Annotated in this window: 17 protein-coding genes; 13 read left to right on the forward strand and 4 right to left on the reverse strand. The window is 48.0% G+C overall.

Translation table 11 applies throughout. The features are described 5' to 3' along the window. Positions 1-167 precede the first annotated feature (167 nt). From bshB2 to pdxK, 3 genes are all read right to left on the reverse strand, one after another. Entirely contained in the window at positions 168-833 is a 666-nt protein-coding gene (gene bshB2, locus AR337_RS09475; RefSeq protein ID WP_059171774.1) for a bacillithiol biosynthesis deacetylase BshB2, read from the reverse strand. Positions 834-872: 39 nt separating this feature from the next. Beyond that, positions 873-1,220: a YojF family protein gene (locus tag AR337_RS09480; protein WP_059171775.1), complete on the reverse strand. Its 348-nt coding sequence runs from the start codon at positions 1,218-1,220 to the stop codon at positions 873-875. A 162-nt stretch (positions 1,221-1,382) separates the two neighbouring features. Continuing rightward, complete coding sequence (gene pdxK / locus AR337_RS09485) at positions 1,383-2,192, reverse strand: pyridoxine/pyridoxal/pyridoxamine kinase (RefSeq protein WP_059171776.1); 810 nt, start codon at positions 2,190-2,192, stop codon at positions 1,383-1,385. Positions 2,193-2,758: 566 nt separating this feature from the next. Between pdxK and fdhD the strand changes: the two genes are divergently transcribed. From fdhD to AR337_RS09545, 11 genes are all read left to right on the forward strand, one after another. Further along, positions 2,759-3,520 (forward strand): formate dehydrogenase accessory sulfurtransferase FdhD, encoded by a 762-nt coding sequence (gene fdhD / locus AR337_RS09490; RefSeq protein ID WP_059171777.1) that lies wholly within the window; start codon positions 2,759-2,761, stop codon positions 3,518-3,520. 100 nt (positions 3,521-3,620) lie between these two features. Continuing rightward, the gene (gene fdnG, locus AR337_RS09500; protein WP_156424380.1) at positions 3,621-6,596 is read left to right on the forward strand and encodes a formate dehydrogenase-N subunit alpha; all 2,976 of its coding nucleotides are present in this window, start codon (positions 3,621-3,623) and stop codon (positions 6,594-6,596) included. Beyond that, positions 6,596-7,423: a 4Fe-4S dicluster domain-containing protein gene (locus AR337_RS09505; RefSeq protein ID WP_059171780.1), complete on the forward strand. Its 828-nt coding sequence runs from the start codon at positions 6,596-6,598 to the stop codon at positions 7,421-7,423. Before fdnG ends, AR337_RS09505 begins: the two co-directional genes overlap by 1 nt. Beyond that, positions 7,416-8,144 (forward strand): formate dehydrogenase subunit gamma, encoded by a 729-nt coding sequence (locus AR337_RS09510; RefSeq protein WP_059171781.1) that lies wholly within the window; start codon positions 7,416-7,418, stop codon positions 8,142-8,144. Before AR337_RS09505 ends, AR337_RS09510 begins: the two co-directional genes overlap by 8 nt. 125 nt (positions 8,145-8,269) lie before the next feature. Next, entirely contained in the window at positions 8,270-9,079 is an 810-nt protein-coding gene (locus tag AR337_RS09515; RefSeq protein WP_156424356.1) for a formate dehydrogenase accessory protein FdhE, read from the forward strand. Positions 9,080-9,115: 36 nt separating this feature from the next. Then, complete coding sequence (locus AR337_RS09520; protein WP_059171783.1) at positions 9,116-9,721, forward strand: molybdenum cofactor guanylyltransferase; 606 nt, start codon at positions 9,116-9,118, stop codon at positions 9,719-9,721. Between the two features lie 31 nt (positions 9,722-9,752). Then, a complete protein-coding gene (gene glp / locus AR337_RS09525) occupies positions 9,753-10,985 on the forward strand; it encodes a gephyrin-like molybdotransferase Glp (RefSeq protein ID WP_059171784.1) in 1,233 nt (410 codons plus the stop codon). 12 nt (positions 10,986-10,997) lie between these two features. Further along, entirely contained in the window at positions 10,998-12,917 is a 1,920-nt protein-coding gene (locus tag AR337_RS09530; protein WP_059171785.1) for a molybdopterin biosynthesis protein, read from the forward strand. 58 nt (positions 12,918-12,975) lie between these two features. Further along, the gene (locus AR337_RS09535) at positions 12,976-13,437 is read left to right on the forward strand and encodes a molybdenum cofactor biosynthesis protein MoaE (protein WP_059171786.1); all 462 of its coding nucleotides are present in this window, start codon (positions 12,976-12,978) and stop codon (positions 13,435-13,437) included. After that, positions 13,430-13,663 carry a molybdopterin converting factor subunit 1 gene (moaD, locus tag AR337_RS09540; RefSeq protein ID WP_059171787.1) on the forward strand — a complete coding sequence of 78 codons (234 nt, stop codon included), beginning with the start codon at positions 13,430-13,432 and terminating at the stop codon, positions 13,661-13,663. Before AR337_RS09535 ends, moaD begins: the two co-directional genes overlap by 8 nt. A 106-nt stretch (positions 13,664-13,769) precedes the next feature. Then, complete coding sequence (locus AR337_RS09545; RefSeq protein ID WP_059171788.1) at positions 13,770-14,789, forward strand: thiazole biosynthesis adenylyltransferase ThiF; 1,020 nt, start codon at positions 13,770-13,772, stop codon at positions 14,787-14,789. A gap of 722 nt (positions 14,790-15,511) precedes the next feature. On the opposite strand, the gene AR337_RS09550 is transcribed toward AR337_RS09545, so the two are convergent. Then, on the reverse strand, positions 15,512-15,835 hold the full coding sequence (locus AR337_RS09550) for a general stress protein (RefSeq protein ID WP_059171789.1): 324 nt from the start codon (positions 15,833-15,835) through the stop codon (positions 15,512-15,514). Positions 15,836-15,997: 162 nt separating this feature from the next. Here AR337_RS09550 and AR337_RS09555 point away from each other — a divergent pair, with 162 nt between their 5' ends. Then, a complete protein-coding gene (locus AR337_RS09555; RefSeq protein ID WP_059171790.1) occupies positions 15,998-16,678 on the forward strand; it encodes a uracil-DNA glycosylase in 681 nt (226 codons plus the stop codon). A gap of 104 nt (positions 16,679-16,782) precedes the next feature. Continuing rightward, a complete protein-coding gene (locus AR337_RS09560) occupies positions 16,783-17,160 on the forward strand; it encodes a DUF1259 domain-containing protein (protein ID WP_059171791.1) in 378 nt (125 codons plus the stop codon). The last annotated feature ends 129 nt before the right edge of the window (positions 17,161-17,289 follow it).

The raw sequence follows: 17,289 nt of genomic DNA on the forward strand, positions 1-17,289 counted from the left end.
TGACAAGATGAAACGGTGCTGACGCAGACCCTATAAAACCCGTTCCACTACAAACCCCCAATCTCCTCGAAAAGCACCCGGTGGCAAACCGCCCGGGTGCTTTTTGAATTATCGTTAAATCAAAGTTTAATAACTCGTCGGAAAAGTCGTATTCCGCTAAATTGAGTTTAAAATTTATAAGTCCAGAACCGTTCAACATTGACCCAGACCATTGTTTGCGGATCCTGGTTCTTCAGTTTCTCTTCCATATCCTTCACCATTAGTTGCGTCTGGGAGCGGTGAGCTTTTATTGCTTGAAGCTTAACCGCGGCAACCGGAGTGATATCGTGGACAATGTCCGCTTCCCCAAGTTCTTCGACGCAGTTTTTGGCGAATGCGACACAGTGGAGCTTCGGCCTTTTTCCGGGAGCGATGCCACTGACTGCCCTGACAACTGCTCTGCCAGTTGCTTCATGGTCAGGATGGACAGAGTAGCCCGGATAGAATGTGATGACCAATGAAGGATTGACCTCTTCAATAATTGAAGCAATCTTGGCCGCAAGCTTTCCATCATCCTCAAATTCGATTGTTTTATCTCTGTAGCCGAGCATGCGCAAATCTCTGATGCCAAGCACCCTGGCTGCATCCAGAAGCTCTTCCCTGCGGATTGCCGGAAGCGATTCCCTCGTTGCAAAAGGAGGATTCCCCATATTCCTGCCCATTTCACCAAGTGTCAGGCAGGCATAGGTGACGGGGGTGCCGTTTTTTGTGTGGGTGGCGATTGTCCCCGATACTCCAAATGCTTCATCATCCGGATGTGGAAAGACTACGAGCACATGGCGTTCCTTTTCCATATTCAAATCTCCTTTAGAATTATAGTTTCAAATCAAGTCCTATTCAAAAGGTGTTGGGCTTATTTGAAGGGCCACTGCAAGTTTCCCGCTGTAATCATGCCCCGCCATCAATAGGCGCCCTTTTTCATCCACCTCATAATGCGTAATCCCTTCCGCATACACCCAGCCAAGGGGTATTTTCAACCCGACTCGATATGGGCCGGTGCCCGTAATTTTGCCGAGTTCATATGTGACTTTGGCGTTCCGGATATAGGCCCCCGATGAAAAGAATGACTGGTCAAAATGGGAGGCATACGCTCCATTCGTTGTTTCCAAATGGATATAGACCTCCTTCCCGCAAAACCTGTCTATTGCGGTCTGGATTTCGGCCATGATGACTGGTTCCATACAAATCCCCCTTCGCGGCAGATGGCTCTGCTTTATCCGCTAGTGTCTTTTAATCCTTTTATCATACTAAAAACTGGATAGAAAAGCGAAAGCATTGCACTTGGTTATGTGTCCCAGAAAACAAAAAGGGCCGGAAGGAAAACCGGCCCATTAACGCATTCCCTATTTAGTAAGGTTCCTGTATTCACCTTGCCAGGTCGGCCCTACATACTCGTTGAGTTTGAAACCGTGTTTGATGGCTTCCGTAATGAACGCCTTTGCAGTATCAATTGCTTGTTCGACATCCTGCCCTTTCCCAAGGCCAGCGGCGATGGCTGACGAATATGTGCAGCCTGCCCCGTGTGTATAGGTTGTTTCCATTTTTTCTGATTCGTACAACTTATAGTTTTTCCCGTCGAACAGTAGGTCTACCGCTTTGCCTTCATGCTCGAATTTTCTTCCGCCTTTGATGACGACATATTTGGCACCCTGTTCATGGATAATGGCTGCTGCCTGTTTCATTTGGTCCATGTTGCGGATTGGCCCTGTTTTCGCAAGCTGGCCGGCCTCAAATAGATTCGGGGTGATGACTGTTGCACGCGGAACAAGCAATTCGCGCATTGCATCGGTTGTTTCCGGATTTAAGACTTCATCCTCCCCTTTGCAGACCATGACAGGGTCGATGACAACCTTGCCAAGCTTGTTTTCATCAATCACTTTCGCAGCAAGCTCAATGATTTCCACAGTACCGAGCATACCTGTTTTCATGGCGTCAATCCCTACTGAAAGGATGGTTTCCAATTGGGTTTTCAATGTTTCGACTGGTAGCGGGTGGACCTGGTGGTGCCAGCCCTCCGGCTTCATCGTGACAATTGTCGTCAATGCGGTCATCCCGTAAACACCGAGCTCTTGGAATGTTTTCAGGTCGGCCTGGATGCCCGCGCCCCCGCTTGTATCTGAACCGGCAATTGTCATTACTTTTTTGATCGACATGCTGTTTCCTCCTTATAAAGGGATTGATTATGGATGGTCCACTCTTTAGTTAACCCAATATTCTTACAGTATATTTCCTTCCTCATTGTACTCAGTATAATGCATATTTGTAAAGAAATCGTGAAGCGCGTCTTTTCGGGTTGCGAAGGATGTTACGGTTTTATGACTTTAGGGGCTGCCGTGACAATTATTACTGCAAAAGACGCCCCCGCCCTTTACTCTAAATAAAAGGGGAGGAAGGTATTTAGGTTGGCAATAAGTGAAACCGCTCTCAATAAAATTCAGCTAATTATTCCTATTCTCACCATGGTTACCTTGGGGGTTCACAAATTTTACAAACAAAAGACACAAAGATGCAATCGAACTGTCATAACTTAGCCTCCAAATTATCTGATTTTCCTTTAAATTTTATAAGTAACTGCATTTTTCCCATTTACATCAACGTTTTTGGCTATTAGGAGGCCAAATTAGGCAAAGTGATTTTCCTCACTGCTTGTATAGAGTCCTATTCCTACAATGGAAATGGTGGAAGTTATTTGCCAGTAATATGCAAGGGAGGAAAGGCAATGAACAGGAAAAGCTGTCCCGATGAATATCCTATTAATCTTTCGGTCAATGGCTATGAAATTGCCGTTTTCCAGCTGACGAAATCCGATTTGGAGGATTGGGTCTACGGATATCTCTTTTCCGAAGGGATGATTGAATCCGGTGATGACATAGAGGAAGTTATATACCATGAAGGGACTGGAACACTTCAGGTAACGCTTATTCATTCTTTTGATGGAGAGAAAATGTTCTCCAAGAAAAAGCACTACACCGCCGGATGTGGGAGGGGGGTTACGTTCTTTTCGATGACGGATGTCAAGCAGTTTGAAAAAATCCGTTCCAAACAGAAATGTCCGTTAAGCTACCTTCTTAAAAAACGGGCGGAATTCGCTCAAGTCTCGACACTCTATTTGGAAACTGGAGGCATGCATGGCGCCTGCATCATTGATGATGAGGGCCGGATGACCGTCCGCGAAGACATCGGCCGCCACAATGCGGTGGACAAGATAATTGGCCATGCAATCAGGAACCGCCTCAGCCCGGATAAGCTGATTCTCCTGACAACAGGAAGGGTTTCATACGAAATGCTCTCAAAGGCAGCAAAATTTGGCTTCGCCATCATCGGTTCAAGGACTGCGGCAACCAAGCAGGCAGTCCAGTTAGCCAAATATTTAAATATAGAGGTTGTAGGCTATTTACGGGGGAAAATGGCCGTCATTTATACCTCGGCAGGGAGGGTCCACAGCGACCTCAGGGAGACTGCCGCTGCAGAAGTTAATTGAAAGGAGGCTTAAGCGAAAGCCGATTCATCAGTTGGCTCTGATTAAGGGAAAAAGGGATGCTCTAGGTTAATTAAGGGAAGGAGACACAGAAATGGTTGAAATCAACCTGAACCGCCGGCAGTTTTTAAAACTGTCAGGCGCCACCGCGGCCACATTGGCCATCGTCGAGCTGGGCTTTGATGAAAAAACGGCCTATGCGAAAACGAAAGAACTTAAAATTGCTAAGGCAAAAGTAACACCAACCATTTGCTGCTATTGCGGCGTAGGATGCGGAATCCTTGTCCATACAAAAGACAACACTGTCGTGTACACGGAGGGGGATCCCGACAACCCGATCAATGAAGGAAAGCTTTGCTCGAAAGGAACAACTTTACGACAGCTTTATACTTCTGAGAAGCGTATGACAAAACCGTTATACCGCGCACCGGGCAGCGATACATGGGAAGAAAAAGACTGGGAATGGATGTACGACACCATTACCAAACGCGTCAAGGAAACACGTGATGCTTCATTTGTGGAACAAGAGAACGGAATGATCGTTAATAAAACAGAGCGCATTGCCAGCATGGGCGGAGCGGCTCTTGATAATGAAGAGTGTTATTTGCTCTCGAAAATGATGAGAGGGCTTGGCGTCGTTTATCTCGAACACCAGGCACGAATATGACATAGTTCTACGGTTGCCGGTCTGGCACCTACATTTGGTCGTGGAGCAATGACTAACCATTGGAATGATCTGCAATATACTGATTGTGCTTTGATCATGGGAGCGAATCCTGCCGAGAACCACCCAATTTCATTCAGGTGGCTGACAAAAGCAAGGGAAAAGGGAGCAAAAATCGTTTCCGTCGATCCGCGTTTTACGAGATCTTCAGCGCTTGCTGATATCTATGCGCCGCTTCGTTCCGGGACGGATATTGCTTTCCTTGCGGGTATGATCAATTATGCGATGGAAAAGGGCTATACCCACAAAGAGTATGTTGCTAAATATACAAATGCTTCGTTTATTTTAAAAGACAGCTATGACTTCAATGATGGGCTGTTTAGCGGATACGATGAGGCTAAACGCTCGTATGACAAGACAAAATGGGCGTTTGAGACGGATGAGGAAGGGAAGCCGGTCAAAGACTTGACACTCGAACATCCGCGCTCTGTCTACCAAATGATGAAGAAACATTATGCCCGCTACGATTACGACACTGTTTCGGAAGTGACAGGGACTCCTAAGGAAGATTTCCTGAAAGTCGCGGAAGCATTCTGTTCAACTGGAAAGGTCGGCAAGTCAGGCGTCATTATGTATGCGATGGGAATCACCCAGCATACGGTTGGTTCACAAAACGTACGGGCGATGGCCATGCTTCAGCTGCTTTTGGGCAACGTCGGGCTTCCGGGCAGCGGCCTTGCGGCAATGCGCGGCGAGTCGAATGTCCAGGGATCAACCGACTTTGCGCTTCTTTACGGCGACCTCCCAGGATATGTCGGAGTGCCAAAAGCGACGGTTCCGGAACATGCCACTCTTGCCGGATACAACGAGAAGGAAACACCAAAGACAGGCTATTGGAGCAACAAACCGAAATTCCTCGTCAGCATGCTGAAGGCGTGGTACGGGCCAAATGCAACAAAAGACAATGAATTCGGCTATCAGTACCTTCCAAAAGGAAATAAAAACTATTCGCATATCAACTTGTTCAGTGCGATGTATAAAGGAGAGCTTGATGGCGCGTTCTTCTTTGGAACAAACCCTGTTGTCGGGGGACCGAATGCAGGAAAAGAGAAAGAAGCACTCAGCAATCTGAAATGGCTTGTGGCAGTTGACCTATGGGAAACAGAATCGTCCGCATTTTGGAAGAAGGAAGCAGGTTCGGATCCAAACAAAATCGCGACCGAGGTATTCCTGCTGCCGGCATCCGCTTCTTTTGAAAAAGAAGGTTCGGTATCAAACAGCTCCCGCTGGATGCAATACCGTTGGAAAGCAATCGATTCCAGGGGAGAAGCTAAAGCTGACCTTGAAATTATCAATACGCTGGCAATAAAGCTGAAAAATATGTATAAAAACGAGTCGACGCCTGCAGCGAAAACAATCAATGCGCTGTACTGGAACTATGGCGACGACCACCATCCGGACATTGACCTTGTCTGTAGGGAAATCAATGGCTATGATACTGCGACAGGCAAACAAGTCGCTATCTTCGGCGACTTGAAGGACGATGGCTCGACCTGCAGCGGAAACTGGATTTACTGCGGATTTTATCCGGAGGAAGGCAAGAACAGGTCGAAAAACCGTGATGCTAAAGAGGGAGGCCCGAACTTCCTGAACTGGTCCTATGCATGGCCGGCAAACCGCCGGATTCTGTATAACCGCGCATCTGCGGACCCAAGCGGCAAGCCGTGGAGCAAGGATAAAGAAGTCATCCATTGGGATGCCCTCCAGGCAAAATGGGTCGGAAACGATGTTCCAGACTTCAAGCCAGTTGTTTCTCCAACTGAACCAGGCGGACAAAATCCGTTTATCATGATGAAGGACGGAGTGGCGGGGATATTCGCGCCAACTTTGAATGACGGACCGTTCCCTGAACATTACGAGCCGTTTGAAAGCCCATCATCCAACGTATTTTCAAGCCAGGAAATAAATCCAGCCATCCAAATTTTCGAGGGTGATTTCAATCTCAAGGGTACAAAGAAGGACTTCCCGATTGTCGCGACAACCTACCGTGTGAGCGAACATTGGCAATCCGGTTCGATGACCCGCAACCAGGAATGGCTGTCTGAGCTGGTCGGCCATATGTACATTGAAATCAGTGAAGAATTGGCCAAGGAAAAAGGCATCAAGAATAAGGATAAGGTTATCGTTACATCGGCCCGTGGTGAAATTGAGGCCTATGCAATGGTTACAAAGCGATTTAAGCCTCACACAATTAAAGGCAAAAAGGTCCACCAGATCGGCATGCCTTGGCATTTTGGTTTCAAGGGACTTGCTACAGGGGATTCTGCAAACCGTCTGACACCGCATATCGGTGACGCAAACACGACAATCCCAGAGTATAAAGCATTCCTTTGCGACGTAAGGAGGAAGGGCTAATGCCGGAATATGTAAAATATGTTGACGTTACCAAGTGTGATGGCTGCCGGGCCTGCATGGTTGCCTGCAAAAACTGGAATGACCTTCCTGCCGAGCCGCAGGATTTCCTTGGCAGCGCCCAGTCCCATTTGAAAGTAACAGCTGATACCTGGAACGTCCTCCAATTTGTGGAACATGAAAATTCAAAAGGCAATCTGGACTATCTTTTCCGCCATTCCGCTTGTTTCCATTGCAAGGATGCCGCATGCGAAAAGGTATGCCCGGAGGATGCCATCTCCTACACAGAATTTGGAACGGTTGTTATTAACCATGACAAGTGTGTAGGCTGCGGATACTGCGTCCAAAATTGCCCGTTCGATGTCATTTCTTTAAAGGAATACAAGGATAAAAACGGTAAGGAATACAAGAAAGCGAATAAATGTACGATGTGTACGGACCGACTCGAGGAGGGCATGCAGCCAGCCTGTGTCACTACCTGCCATACAGGGGCGATGGAGTTCGGCGGCAAGGATGAAATGATCCAGAAGGCTGAAAAGCGCGTACAAGAAATTAAAGAAAAATATCCGAATGCCATGGTATACAATCCGCAGGGCGTCGGCGGAACGCACACCATCTATGTGCTTGCGGAAAAGCCTTCCGTCTATGGGCTTCCGGAAAATCCGAAGGTTCCAACCTCTGCAGTATTGTGGAAGGATTATGCCCAGCCGATCGGTAAAATGATGATTGGCGCAACAACTATGGCAGTTGTTGGCGCATTTATATCTAACAAGCTGTTTAACAAAGATGGCAATGGGCATGACGAAGATGGAGGTGGAGGCAATGAGTAAGCAGCATAATCCTGAAATTAAGGTAAGGCGGTTCTCGAAGGCGTTTGTCTGGGCCCATGCTATTAATGCCATTTCCTTCTTAGCCCTGTACATTACGGCTCTTCCAATGTACACAGAGTTTTTTAACTGGCTTTATCCAGTACTCGGAGGACCAGAAAATGCGCGGCTGCTGCACAGGATTTTTGCCGTAACGTTCATTTCACCGACATTCATTTGGCTGATTTTCGACCCTAAAGGCTTTGTGCGGTGGATGAAGGAACTCATTACCTGGAAAAAGAGAGATCTCCAATTCTTCACTGAATTCGTAAAAGAGCTGTTTGGCTTTAAGTCTAAGCATGTAAAGCAAACATTCTTCAATGCCGGCGAGAAAATCAACTCAATCATTCAGATTGTTACGGCGTTCATGATCATTGGTTCCGGATTTCCAATGTGGTTTCCACACCTGTTCCCGAAGATGATCGTCCAATGGGGGTATTTCTTCCACAATGTCGGCTTTGGCCTTGCCATCGCAGTTGTTGTCGGCCACGTATATCTTAGCGTGGTGCATAAGAATTCACGCCCCGGCTACACAGGCGTCATAACCGGAGAAGTGCCAGCTAGGTGGGCCAAGGACCACTATACTGAATGGTACGAGGAAGAAGTCAAAAAAGGAAACTTCCCTGATCTGGATAAACTGGATAAACCGAAAAAATTGGATAAAAGGAAACACAAAGGAGCCTAAGAGGGTGTACCCCGCCTGGTGCCGGAAATGGTGCCAACCTTTGGCGTAAATAGGAATGAAATGGGGAATGGCTGTCTATATGGACAGCCATTCCTGCTAAAAAAATGAAAAGAGGTGCAACCGGGTTGAAAACATCCGTCGTCTCGAAAGAATATCAGAATTTGCACAAAGAAATCATTGGTTTGCAAGGAAAATGGAAAGAAAGCCTGGGCAGCCAGGCAGTATCGATTAAATTGGACAAAGCGGCAATGTCGGCAGGGGTGCCGGTGACGGCGCTTTCAATTTTTGATTTTAATATTCCACTATTTTTACAGTGGATAGAGGAAATTAAAGGGTTGTTGGTGAAGAATAATGATAAGATGGAAGAGAAGCTGGCTTTCATTACCACGATAATAGACGAAAACACGGCGCGGCGCTGGATTGATGAGGCGCTTGCATTTAACCATATTTATTTCCAAGGATTCGCGGAGGAGCATGGGGTGGAGGAGTGGATTCCCCACTTCCTGGCTGAAACCGCCCTTCGCCCTTACTTGCAGCTGGCCGCCGAAAAAGCCCAGCCGGAAATCCATGCCGGCATCCATGGATCGGGGTGCCCTGCATGCGGGGAACCGGCCAGGCTAGCTCAGCTTGAAGGGGAAGGCAAAAAAGAATTATACTGTCCGCGTTGCTTTGCCCATTGGCACGACAAGCGGATTACCTGCTCCCATTGCGGAAATGATGATCATGAAACGATAAAATTTGTTACGGTTGAAGGCGATGCCGCATCCCAAATACAGGTATGCGAAAAATGCCACGGTTATGTGAAAGTTATCGATACCCGGCAGTTTATCAATAAGCCTTCCGCTGCCATGCTTGACCTGACAACGCTCCATCTCGATTTTGTTGCCCAGGAAAACGGGTACCATAGCGGCGGAAGCGGGGAAATGGATAACTAAGAGGGCCGGAGACCGGACCAAAAAGTAGGTGTTTCTATGAAAGCTTCGGCAATCCTATTATCAGGTGGGAAATCTAGCAGGATGGGGACCAATAAGGCCCTTTTGAAAATAAATGAAAAAACGAATATTGAAAGAATAAGAGACGAGCTCCTCAAACTATTTGATGAGGTTATTCTCGTTACAAATGAACCTGAAGCTTATCGCTTTCTAAATGTTACGACAGTCACGGACGAATATCCTGGTAAAGGGCCTTTGGCAGGCATCCATGCCGGGCTGAAGGCTTCAAGTTTTGACGCAAATCTTGTCGTCGCCTGTGATATGCCGTTCGTTTCTGCGGAACTGGCGGAAAGTATGGTGAAAAGGCTCGGGCATCATGATGCAGTCGTTCCAGCCATAAAGGGCAGGGAGCATCCCCTCTTTGCCGTGTATCAAAGAAGGCTACTTGAAGAAACCGAGGCGTGCATTGAAAAGGGCAGCCTGCGCCTGAGGCATTTGCTTGAAAAACTGGATGTACTCTATTTATCGGAGCAGGACCTTGAAATTTATTCAAATGGCCCGCTGGACCGGATATTTTTTAATATGAACCTGCCGGAGGAATACGAACAGGCCGTCAAACAGGCCGGGGAAGAAGCTTCGAGGTAAGCAGGGGGAACTGAAAGAGAGGGTTTGGCATATGCAATTTTTCAAAGTCAAAACAGTTGAGGAAACCTTTGCGTTGATTGATGAAAAGGTAGGGAAGATCGGCGGTTCTGAGCGTCTGGCGATAGAAGATGCCAGAGGGTGTATCCTGGCCGAAGATGTGACGGCACGGGAGAATGTTCCCGGTTTTGACCGGTCGACCGTTGACGGCTATGCCGTTAGGGCGGAGGACACATTTGGTTCATCGGAATCAATGCCGGGCTTTTTAACTGTAACCGGGGAGGTTAGGATGGGTGAGGCCGCCAGCGTCCCGGTTGGCTTTGGGGAAGCAATCTATGTTCCGACAGGGGGAATGATCCCCCCTGGCAGCAATAGCGTGATTATGATCGAGCATTGCGAGGAAATTGCCGGCCTTCTCAATACATATAGGCAGGTGGCGCCCGGGGAGAATATCATCCGGGCAGGCGAGGATATCCGTGAGGGTGAGCTTTTGCTAAAGGAGGGGACACGGTTAAGGCCACAGGAAATAGGCGCCCTGGCTTCGCTTGGCATTACCCATGTTAGCGTATACCCAAGGCTAAGGGCTGGGTATCTATCCTCCGGAGATGAGATTGTCCCATTCAATACGCCAAAGTTAAAAATAGGCGAAATTCGTGATATAAATTATGTAACAATAGCCGGCCTTGCAGGGGAGTGGGGAATAGATGTCATTTATGGGGGAATTGTCCCGGATGATTACGAGAAATTCCGCCAAAGGGCCAGTGCGCTTTTTGAACAGGTAGACTGCCTGATCCTATCCGGAGGGAGTTCTGTCGGCGCGAAGGATTACACGACGGAGGTCATCCAATCTCTTGGAGAACCAGGGGTTTATGTCCACGGAATTTCGGTAAAGCCAGGCAAGCCGACCATCCTTGCAACAGCAGGAGGCAAGCCGGTTATTGGGTTGCCGGGACACCCGGCATCGGCCATGATTATTTTCCGGCTGTTCGGGGAGCGGATTTTAAAAAAGCTTCAAGGAGAAAGATTGGAGCACCGGCCTGAGCGGATTTTTGCAAGGATTACGAAAAACATTCCATCGGCACCCGGCCGTTCCGATTATATTAGGGTCAGGCTGTTCGAAAGGGATGGTGAATGGTGGGCGGATCCCATCATTGGCAAATCGGGCTTAATTACGACACTTGTGAAAAGCGGCGGGATTGTGGAAATAGTTTCTGAAAAAGAGGGCATCACCCAGGGCGAATACGTCCCGGTCATTGCAACAAAGTAGGAGGAACGGCATATGGAGCAGAAGCGGTATAAACGAAAAATTTATCTCGAGGATAAGCCAAGGGCTCAGGCAAGGGAAGAATTGCTTGCGGCTTTTGATCTTCCGCCGCAGAAGGAATGGGTCAAGGTGGATGATGGCCTTGGCAGGATAACAGCCGAACCGGTTTTTGCGTCGACTTCCATGCCCCATTACCATGCCTCCGCAATGGACGGAATTGCCGTTAATGCGGCGGATACGTACAGTGCGCATGAAACAAATCCGTTAAAGCTTACGTATGGAGAACAGTTTGTTTATGTCGATACGGGCAATGCGATTCCCGCCCGGTATAACGCGGTCATCATGATTGAAAATGTGAACGTGGTCGATGATCAGACACTTGAAATCATTGAACCCGCAACCCCCTGGCAGCATATCCGCCCCATTGGCGAGGACATCGTCCAGGAGGAAATGATATTCCCGCAGGGCCACAAATTGCGGCCCGCTGATTTGGGCTCGCTTCTTGCGGCAAGGATTACAGAATTTGAAGCGGTAAAAAAACCAGTTGTCGCTATCATCCCGACAGGCAATGAATTAATCGACGTAACCGACGAGCCTGTTCAGGGTAAAATAATTGAATTCAACGGTACTGTCTTTGCCAATTTCGTCAAGGAATGGGGCGGCGAGCCCCGTTTGACCGGAATTGTGAAGGATGAACCCGAAAAAATAAAGGAAGCACTTCTCGACACCTCCGAAACAGCGGACATCATCGTCATTAACGCAGGCTCATCAGCGGGGTCCAAAGACTTTACGGTCCATATTATCGGTGAAATCGGCACCGTGTTTACCCACGGGGTCGCCGCAAGGCCAGGAAAGCCTGTCATTTTGGGGAAAATAAACGGCAAGCCGGTTGTCGGAGTGCCGGGTTACCCTGTCTCCGCCTATCTTGCCCTCGAATGGTTTGTAAGGCCTTTGATTTGCAAGTATTTGCAAATCCCTGAGCCTAAACGGCAGTCTGTCCAGGTGAAACTTGGAAGACGGATTGTCTCAACTATGGGCCAGGAAGACTTCATCAGAATGAATATCGGCTATGTGAACGGGCAATACGTAGCCAATCCGCTGACAAGGGCGGCAGGCGTGACCATGTCCTATGTACGGGCTGATGGCCTGCTTATTGTGCCTTCCGACATACTTGGGTATGAACAGGGGGACTCGGCGGAGGTTGAGCTTTTCAAGCCGCTTGAAGAGGTGGAAAACAGCATTGTTGTCAGTGGCAGCCATGATTTGACAATCGACCTTTTGTCTTCCCTTATAAAGCGGAAGCGCAATGAGATGAAAATTATTTCCTCCCATGTCGGCAGCATGGCCGGGCTGATGGCAATCCGCAAAGGTGAGGCCCATGTTGCGGGAGTTCACTTGCTTGACCCTGAGACAAAAGAGTATAACCTTTCCTATGTAAAAAAGCTGCTTGATGGCATGGATATTGTCCTTTATCCCTTCCTAAAACGAAAACAGGGCTGGCTCGTTCAGGAAGGGAACCCGCTGGGCGTTAAAACGGTGGAGGATATCGCTGCCAGGCCTGCACACTTCGTAAACCGCCAGAGAGGAGCCGGGACGAGGATTTTGTTTGACCTGCTTTTAAAGGAAGCCGGGCTTACTCCTGAAAACATAACAGGCTACAGCAGGGAAATGTTCTCGCATCTCAGTGTCGCAGCCGAAGTGAAGGGAAATCCAGAGTCAGTCGGCTTGGGCATTTTCCCGGCTGCAAGGGCAATGGGGCTATCGTTTGTTCCTGTAGCCGATGAAGAGTATGATTTGGTTATGACAAAGGAATTTTTTGAAAGTGAGAAAGGCAGGCTGCTTGTTTCGGTTATCCAGTCCGATGAGTTCAGGCACAGTGTTGAAAAAATTGGCGGCTATGAAGTCGTTGCAGGCACGGCCCCTAAAATTGGCTGATAAAAGGGCTGCCTCATAAAGCTTTGGAGCGCTTCAGTATTTGTTTGGAGGTAGGAGCATGTTTGAAATCTCAAAGGAACCAATTGATATCCAGTCCGTGATCGACAAGGTCGTCCAGCGAGAGGCTGGGGCGATTACTACATTCATTGGAACAGTCCGGGAGCTGACCCATGGCAAAAAGACGTTGTTTTTGATTTATGAAGCATACGAGGCAATGGCTGTGAAAAAGCTTGAGCAAATCGGCCGGGAAATCGAGGAGCGCTGGCCTGGATCCAAGGCGGCCATTAGCCACCGGGTGGGTAGGCTGGATATCACCGATATTGCCGTGGTCATTGCTGTTTCAACGCCCCACCGCGCAGACGCTTACGAGGCGAATCGCTATGCTATCGAGCGGATTAAGGAAATCGTCCCAATTTGGAAAAAAGAGCATTGGGAGGATGGCGATGAGTGGGTCGGCAATCAGCTTGAAACGGTTTCTTACCCAACAGGGAAGCCTGAGGACGGTGATTTGAATGAATAAAGTAATGTTTTTTGCTCATTTGCGGGATGCCGCCGGAGTTGACTCGATCACTGTCGAAGCCGCGGGCAAGACGGTCGCCGAGCTAAAGGCTGAACTTGGCAAAAAATTTGATTTACCCAAAATGGATACGGTGATGACAGCAATCAATGAGGAGTTTTCATCGAATGAAGAAACAATTAATGAGGGTGACGTGATCGCCTTCATTCCTCCGGTAAGCGGGGGCTGAAAACAGGCAGGATAGATAAACCCGCTGGGCTTCCGTAGAAAGGAAGCCCTGTCTTTTCTATATGGGAAATCCACTATCCAGTGCCCAGGAGAGGGGAAATTGAAGTATGGCAGAACGGTATTCAAGGCAAATACTTTTTCCCGGGATTGGCAGGGAAGGCCAGGAAAAAATTCGCGCAAAGCATGTTTTGCTGGTCGGCGCCGGAGCGCTTGGATCGGGGAACGCGGAAATCCTCACAAGGGCTGGGATTGGCAGGCTGACAATCATTGACCGAGATTACGTGGAGGCGAGCAACCTCCAGCGCCAGCAGTTGTATACTGAGGAAGATGTGGCCGAAAAGCTCCCTAAGGCTGCAGCCGCAGAAAAAAAACTTCATGCGATCAACTCGGATGTTGAAATAGAAGCGATTATCGGTGACGCCACCCCCGAAGTGCTGGAGAGGCTGGCGAAAGGAATCGATTTGATTATAGATGCGACCGACAATTTTGAGACGAGGATGGCCATCAACGATGTTTCACAAAAATACAGGATTCCGTGGATATACGGCGCCTGTGTTGGCAGCCATGGGATGGTCTTTACCATTCTGCCTGGAGTGACTCCGTGCCTGAATTGCCTGCTGAGGACGATTCCGCTTCAAGGACTGACCTGTGATACAGGCGGAATCATTGCCCCGGCCGCCCAGATGGTTATTTCCCATCAAACCGCTGAAGCGCTCAAAATCCTTGTTGAGGATTGGGATGCAGTCAGGTCAACCTTCGTCAGCTTTGATTTGTGGCGGAATGAATATACATCGATGAGGATGTCCAAGGCAAAGTACGAGGGCTGCTTGTCATGCGGCGAACATCCTTCTTATCCGTATCTCGATCATGAAAACAGGACAAAAACAACAGTGCTTTGCGGACGGGATACTGTGCAAATCCGGCCATCCGTACAGGGCGAGGTTTCGCTTGAGAAGCTAGCAGCGCAGCTTGGATCCCTCGGCTATGCAGTCAAAGGCAATCCATACCTCATCTCAGTTGAACTTGGTGAAGAGCGAATGGTCATTTTTAACGATGGACGTGCCCTTATACATGGAACGAAGGATTTAACCCATGCTAAATCGGTTTATCAGAGGATAATGGGGTAAACCAGTCCGGTATAGAAGAAAAATACCCGTGTAGACAAACTCGAAGAGTTTCGGGTTTGCCTACAGTCTTTTTTAATTTCAAATATAAATTGAAATGACAATGCGTCTCTAGATTTCCATTCCGGGTGGACGCTTTCCGCGGGCGGGGCCGAGCCGCTTCCCTCGCTACGCTCAGTCCAGGGTCTCGACTATCCTGCTATTCCCGCAGGACATACAGCTTCCCCGAATAAGCTTTGCACGAAGGAAATGCGATAGCATTTTCGAGGAGTCGCCACCCTCCATTCCAATCAAATGAAATTCCCTTTTTATAAAGAACACTATATTTATGAGGTGCCCGGTGATGACTAAAAATCAATCCAATGAATGTGAACAATTGGAAAAAAGTTTTTAGTTTAATTTAACCTGGTTCTTCACCATAAGTGCTGGTTTATGATTAATATGCCTAACTTTATGTTGATTGGAGCGGAGGGTACCGACTCCGGCGGGATGTAGCGGCAAGGTGGAGACCCCACAGGCGCAAGCCGAGGAGGCTCCACTGACGCCCCGCGGAAAGCGTGTGCCCGTAGAGCAAATCAACACATTCGCAAAAACCACTTTTGTGGGGAAGAACTTTTAACCTTCGTAATTTCCATATTAATTACAAAAGGCAGCGAGGGGTAACCTCTCGCTGCCTTTTGTTGACAATCAGAAATCCCCGGAAATGTCGTTTCCGGGGATTTCGTTTACTTTTTAGAAGCAACAAGGACAAGGCGCCCTTCATCCAACACTTTTTCATAGCGTTCTGCCTCATCTGCCGTAAGTCCCAAAGACTCGAACTGGGAGCGCAATTCGTCGCCGCGTTTTTTGAATACATTTGCGACCGAGTCAATCAATCCTTGTTCCTTGAGGCCTACATCACCGGCTCCGAGCGCATCCGCCAGGTCATCTTCGCGATCCTTATCATGGGCGAACAGATAGACTTCATCTTTTGTGTATCCCTCGGTAGCCAGTAATGCTAGTTTATCTTTAGCCTGGACTCCGTTCTCGACAACCTCTACTTTAACCATAGTATAATTCCTCCTTTGTAATGATTCACACAGTTTTTATATAACCTCTCCTGTGGCAGCTAAACATGAAAGTTTCGGAAATCCCCGGCAGATTTCCGTTTCGGGCTGAAAGGATGATAGAATCATAGAAAAAAGGGAATAGTGGGGGAAAGGAGGGATTCTATGCTAGAAAATACATTGCCGCCGAGCTGGTCAATTCTTCTTGGCGAGGAATATCAAAAGGACTATTTTCAAAGGCTGAGAGAGTTTTTAATAGAGGAATATCGGACAAAAACTGTCTTTCCGGAATACAAGGATATATTCAATTCCCTTATGCTGACGGGGTACGATGAAGTAAAAGTAGTCATACTCGGCCAGGATCCATACCATGGTCCTGGACAGGCCCACGGATTAAGTTTTTCTGTAAAACCCGGAATTAATCCGCCCCCATCACTGAAGAATATTTTTAAGGAACTGTGTGATGACCTCGGGTTTGAATCGCCAGACCATGGCTATTTGTTAAAGTGGGCTGAACAGGGAGTTCTCTTGCTGAACACAGTGCTGACAGTGCGTAAAGGGGAAGCAAATTCCCACCGCGGCAAAGGCTGGGAGCAATTTACCGATAAAGTCATTACCCTTTTGAATGAAAGGGATAAGCCTGTTGTATTTATTCTTTGGGGAAAGCCGGCCCAAAGCAAACTGAATTTAATAGATACCTCGAAGCACTCGATCATCATGTCGCCGCATCCGAGCCCTTTTTCGGCGAGGAAAGGTTTTTTTGGCAGCAGGCCATTTTCGAAAACGAATGAATTACTGCGGTCGATTGGCCAGGAAGAAATAGATTGGCAGCTTCCTCCACTTTAAGCATTCGCTGAATTTATTATTCTACTTTTTTTTCAGGACAAGCGTTTATACAAGAAAGTCCCTCCCTTCATAGTCTAGTACGGAACAAGAAGGGAGGGAAAAAAATGAGAGTTACTTGCCAGAATCTAGCTGATATTATTGGTGGAGCAGTCATAACAACCACAGGTGCCTGCGTGGTCCAGCCCAACCGGAATATCAAAGCCACAATCCTTGGACGGCAGACTAGATCTCCGCTCGCACTGCCGTTTGCCCTGTCCTTTGAACGAAATGGCCTGAATCTTGGGGAAACGGTCATCCTTCAAAGGGAAATCAATCCAATGCTTACCGCATTAAGAAAGCGAGGGCTGATTGTAACGGCTGTGCACAACCACTGGCTGTTTGATGAGCCGAGAATAATGTATATGCACTGGGAATCAGAAGGGAATGCGGTTGAATTTGCGGAAAAAAGCTTTGACGCCGCCCTTGAAGCAGGACTGTTTTAAGCGATAGAAAGGCGTTGCATAAAAGGCTGGAGTCGAAACGGGCTCTTAGCCTTTTTGTCTTGGGAATATGCTTAAGGGAGCAGGGATGTGCGATTTAAATTGGAATCATGTAAAATGGACATATTGTTA

The sequence above is a fragment of the Bacillus sp. FJAT-27445 genome (assembly GCF_001510665.1).
In the GTDB taxonomy this organism is placed as follows: Bacteria; Bacillota; Bacilli; order Bacillales; family Cytobacillaceae; genus Bacillus_D.

What these genes read in the sequence shown, in the direction of transcription:
- bshB2 (WP_059171774.1), bottom strand. Translation starts at nt 833, where the DNA reads ATGGAAAAGGAACGCCATGTGCTCGTAGTCTTTCCACATCCGGATGAT.
- AR337_RS09480 (WP_059171775.1), bottom strand. Translation starts at nt 1,220, where the DNA reads ATGGAACCAGTCATCATGGCCGAAATCCAGACCGCAATAGACAGGTTT.
- pdxK (WP_059171776.1), bottom strand. Translation starts at nt 2,192, where the DNA reads ATGTCGATCAAAAAAGTAATGACAATTGCCGGTTCAGATACAAGCGGG.
- fdhD (WP_059171777.1), top strand. Translation starts at nt 2,759, where the DNA reads ATGAACAGGAAAAGCTGTCCCGATGAATATCCTATTAATCTTTCGGTC.
- AR337_RS09505 (WP_059171780.1), top strand. Translation starts at nt 6,596, where the DNA reads ATGCCGGAATATGTAAAATATGTTGACGTTACCAAGTGTGATGGCTGC.
- AR337_RS09510 (WP_059171781.1), top strand. Translation starts at nt 7,416, where the DNA reads ATGAGTAAGCAGCATAATCCTGAAATTAAGGTAAGGCGGTTCTCGAAG.
- AR337_RS09520 (WP_059171783.1), top strand. Translation starts at nt 9,116, where the DNA reads ATGAAAGCTTCGGCAATCCTATTATCAGGTGGGAAATCTAGCAGGATG.
- glp (WP_059171784.1), top strand. Translation starts at nt 9,753, where the DNA reads ATGCAATTTTTCAAAGTCAAAACAGTTGAGGAAACCTTTGCGTTGATT.
- AR337_RS09530 (WP_059171785.1), top strand. Translation starts at nt 10,998, where the DNA reads ATGGAGCAGAAGCGGTATAAACGAAAAATTTATCTCGAGGATAAGCCA.
- AR337_RS09535 (WP_059171786.1), top strand. Translation starts at nt 12,976, where the DNA reads ATGTTTGAAATCTCAAAGGAACCAATTGATATCCAGTCCGTGATCGAC.
- moaD (WP_059171787.1), top strand. Translation starts at nt 13,430, where the DNA reads ATGAATAAAGTAATGTTTTTTGCTCATTTGCGGGATGCCGCCGGAGTT.
- AR337_RS09545 (WP_059171788.1), top strand. Translation starts at nt 13,770, where the DNA reads ATGGCAGAACGGTATTCAAGGCAAATACTTTTTCCCGGGATTGGCAGG.
- AR337_RS09550 (WP_059171789.1), bottom strand. Translation starts at nt 15,835, where the DNA reads ATGGTTAAAGTAGAGGTTGTCGAGAACGGAGTCCAGGCTAAAGATAAA.
- AR337_RS09555 (WP_059171790.1), top strand. Translation starts at nt 15,998, where the DNA reads ATGCTAGAAAATACATTGCCGCCGAGCTGGTCAATTCTTCTTGGCGAG.
- AR337_RS09560 (WP_059171791.1), top strand. Translation starts at nt 16,783, where the DNA reads ATGAGAGTTACTTGCCAGAATCTAGCTGATATTATTGGTGGAGCAGTC.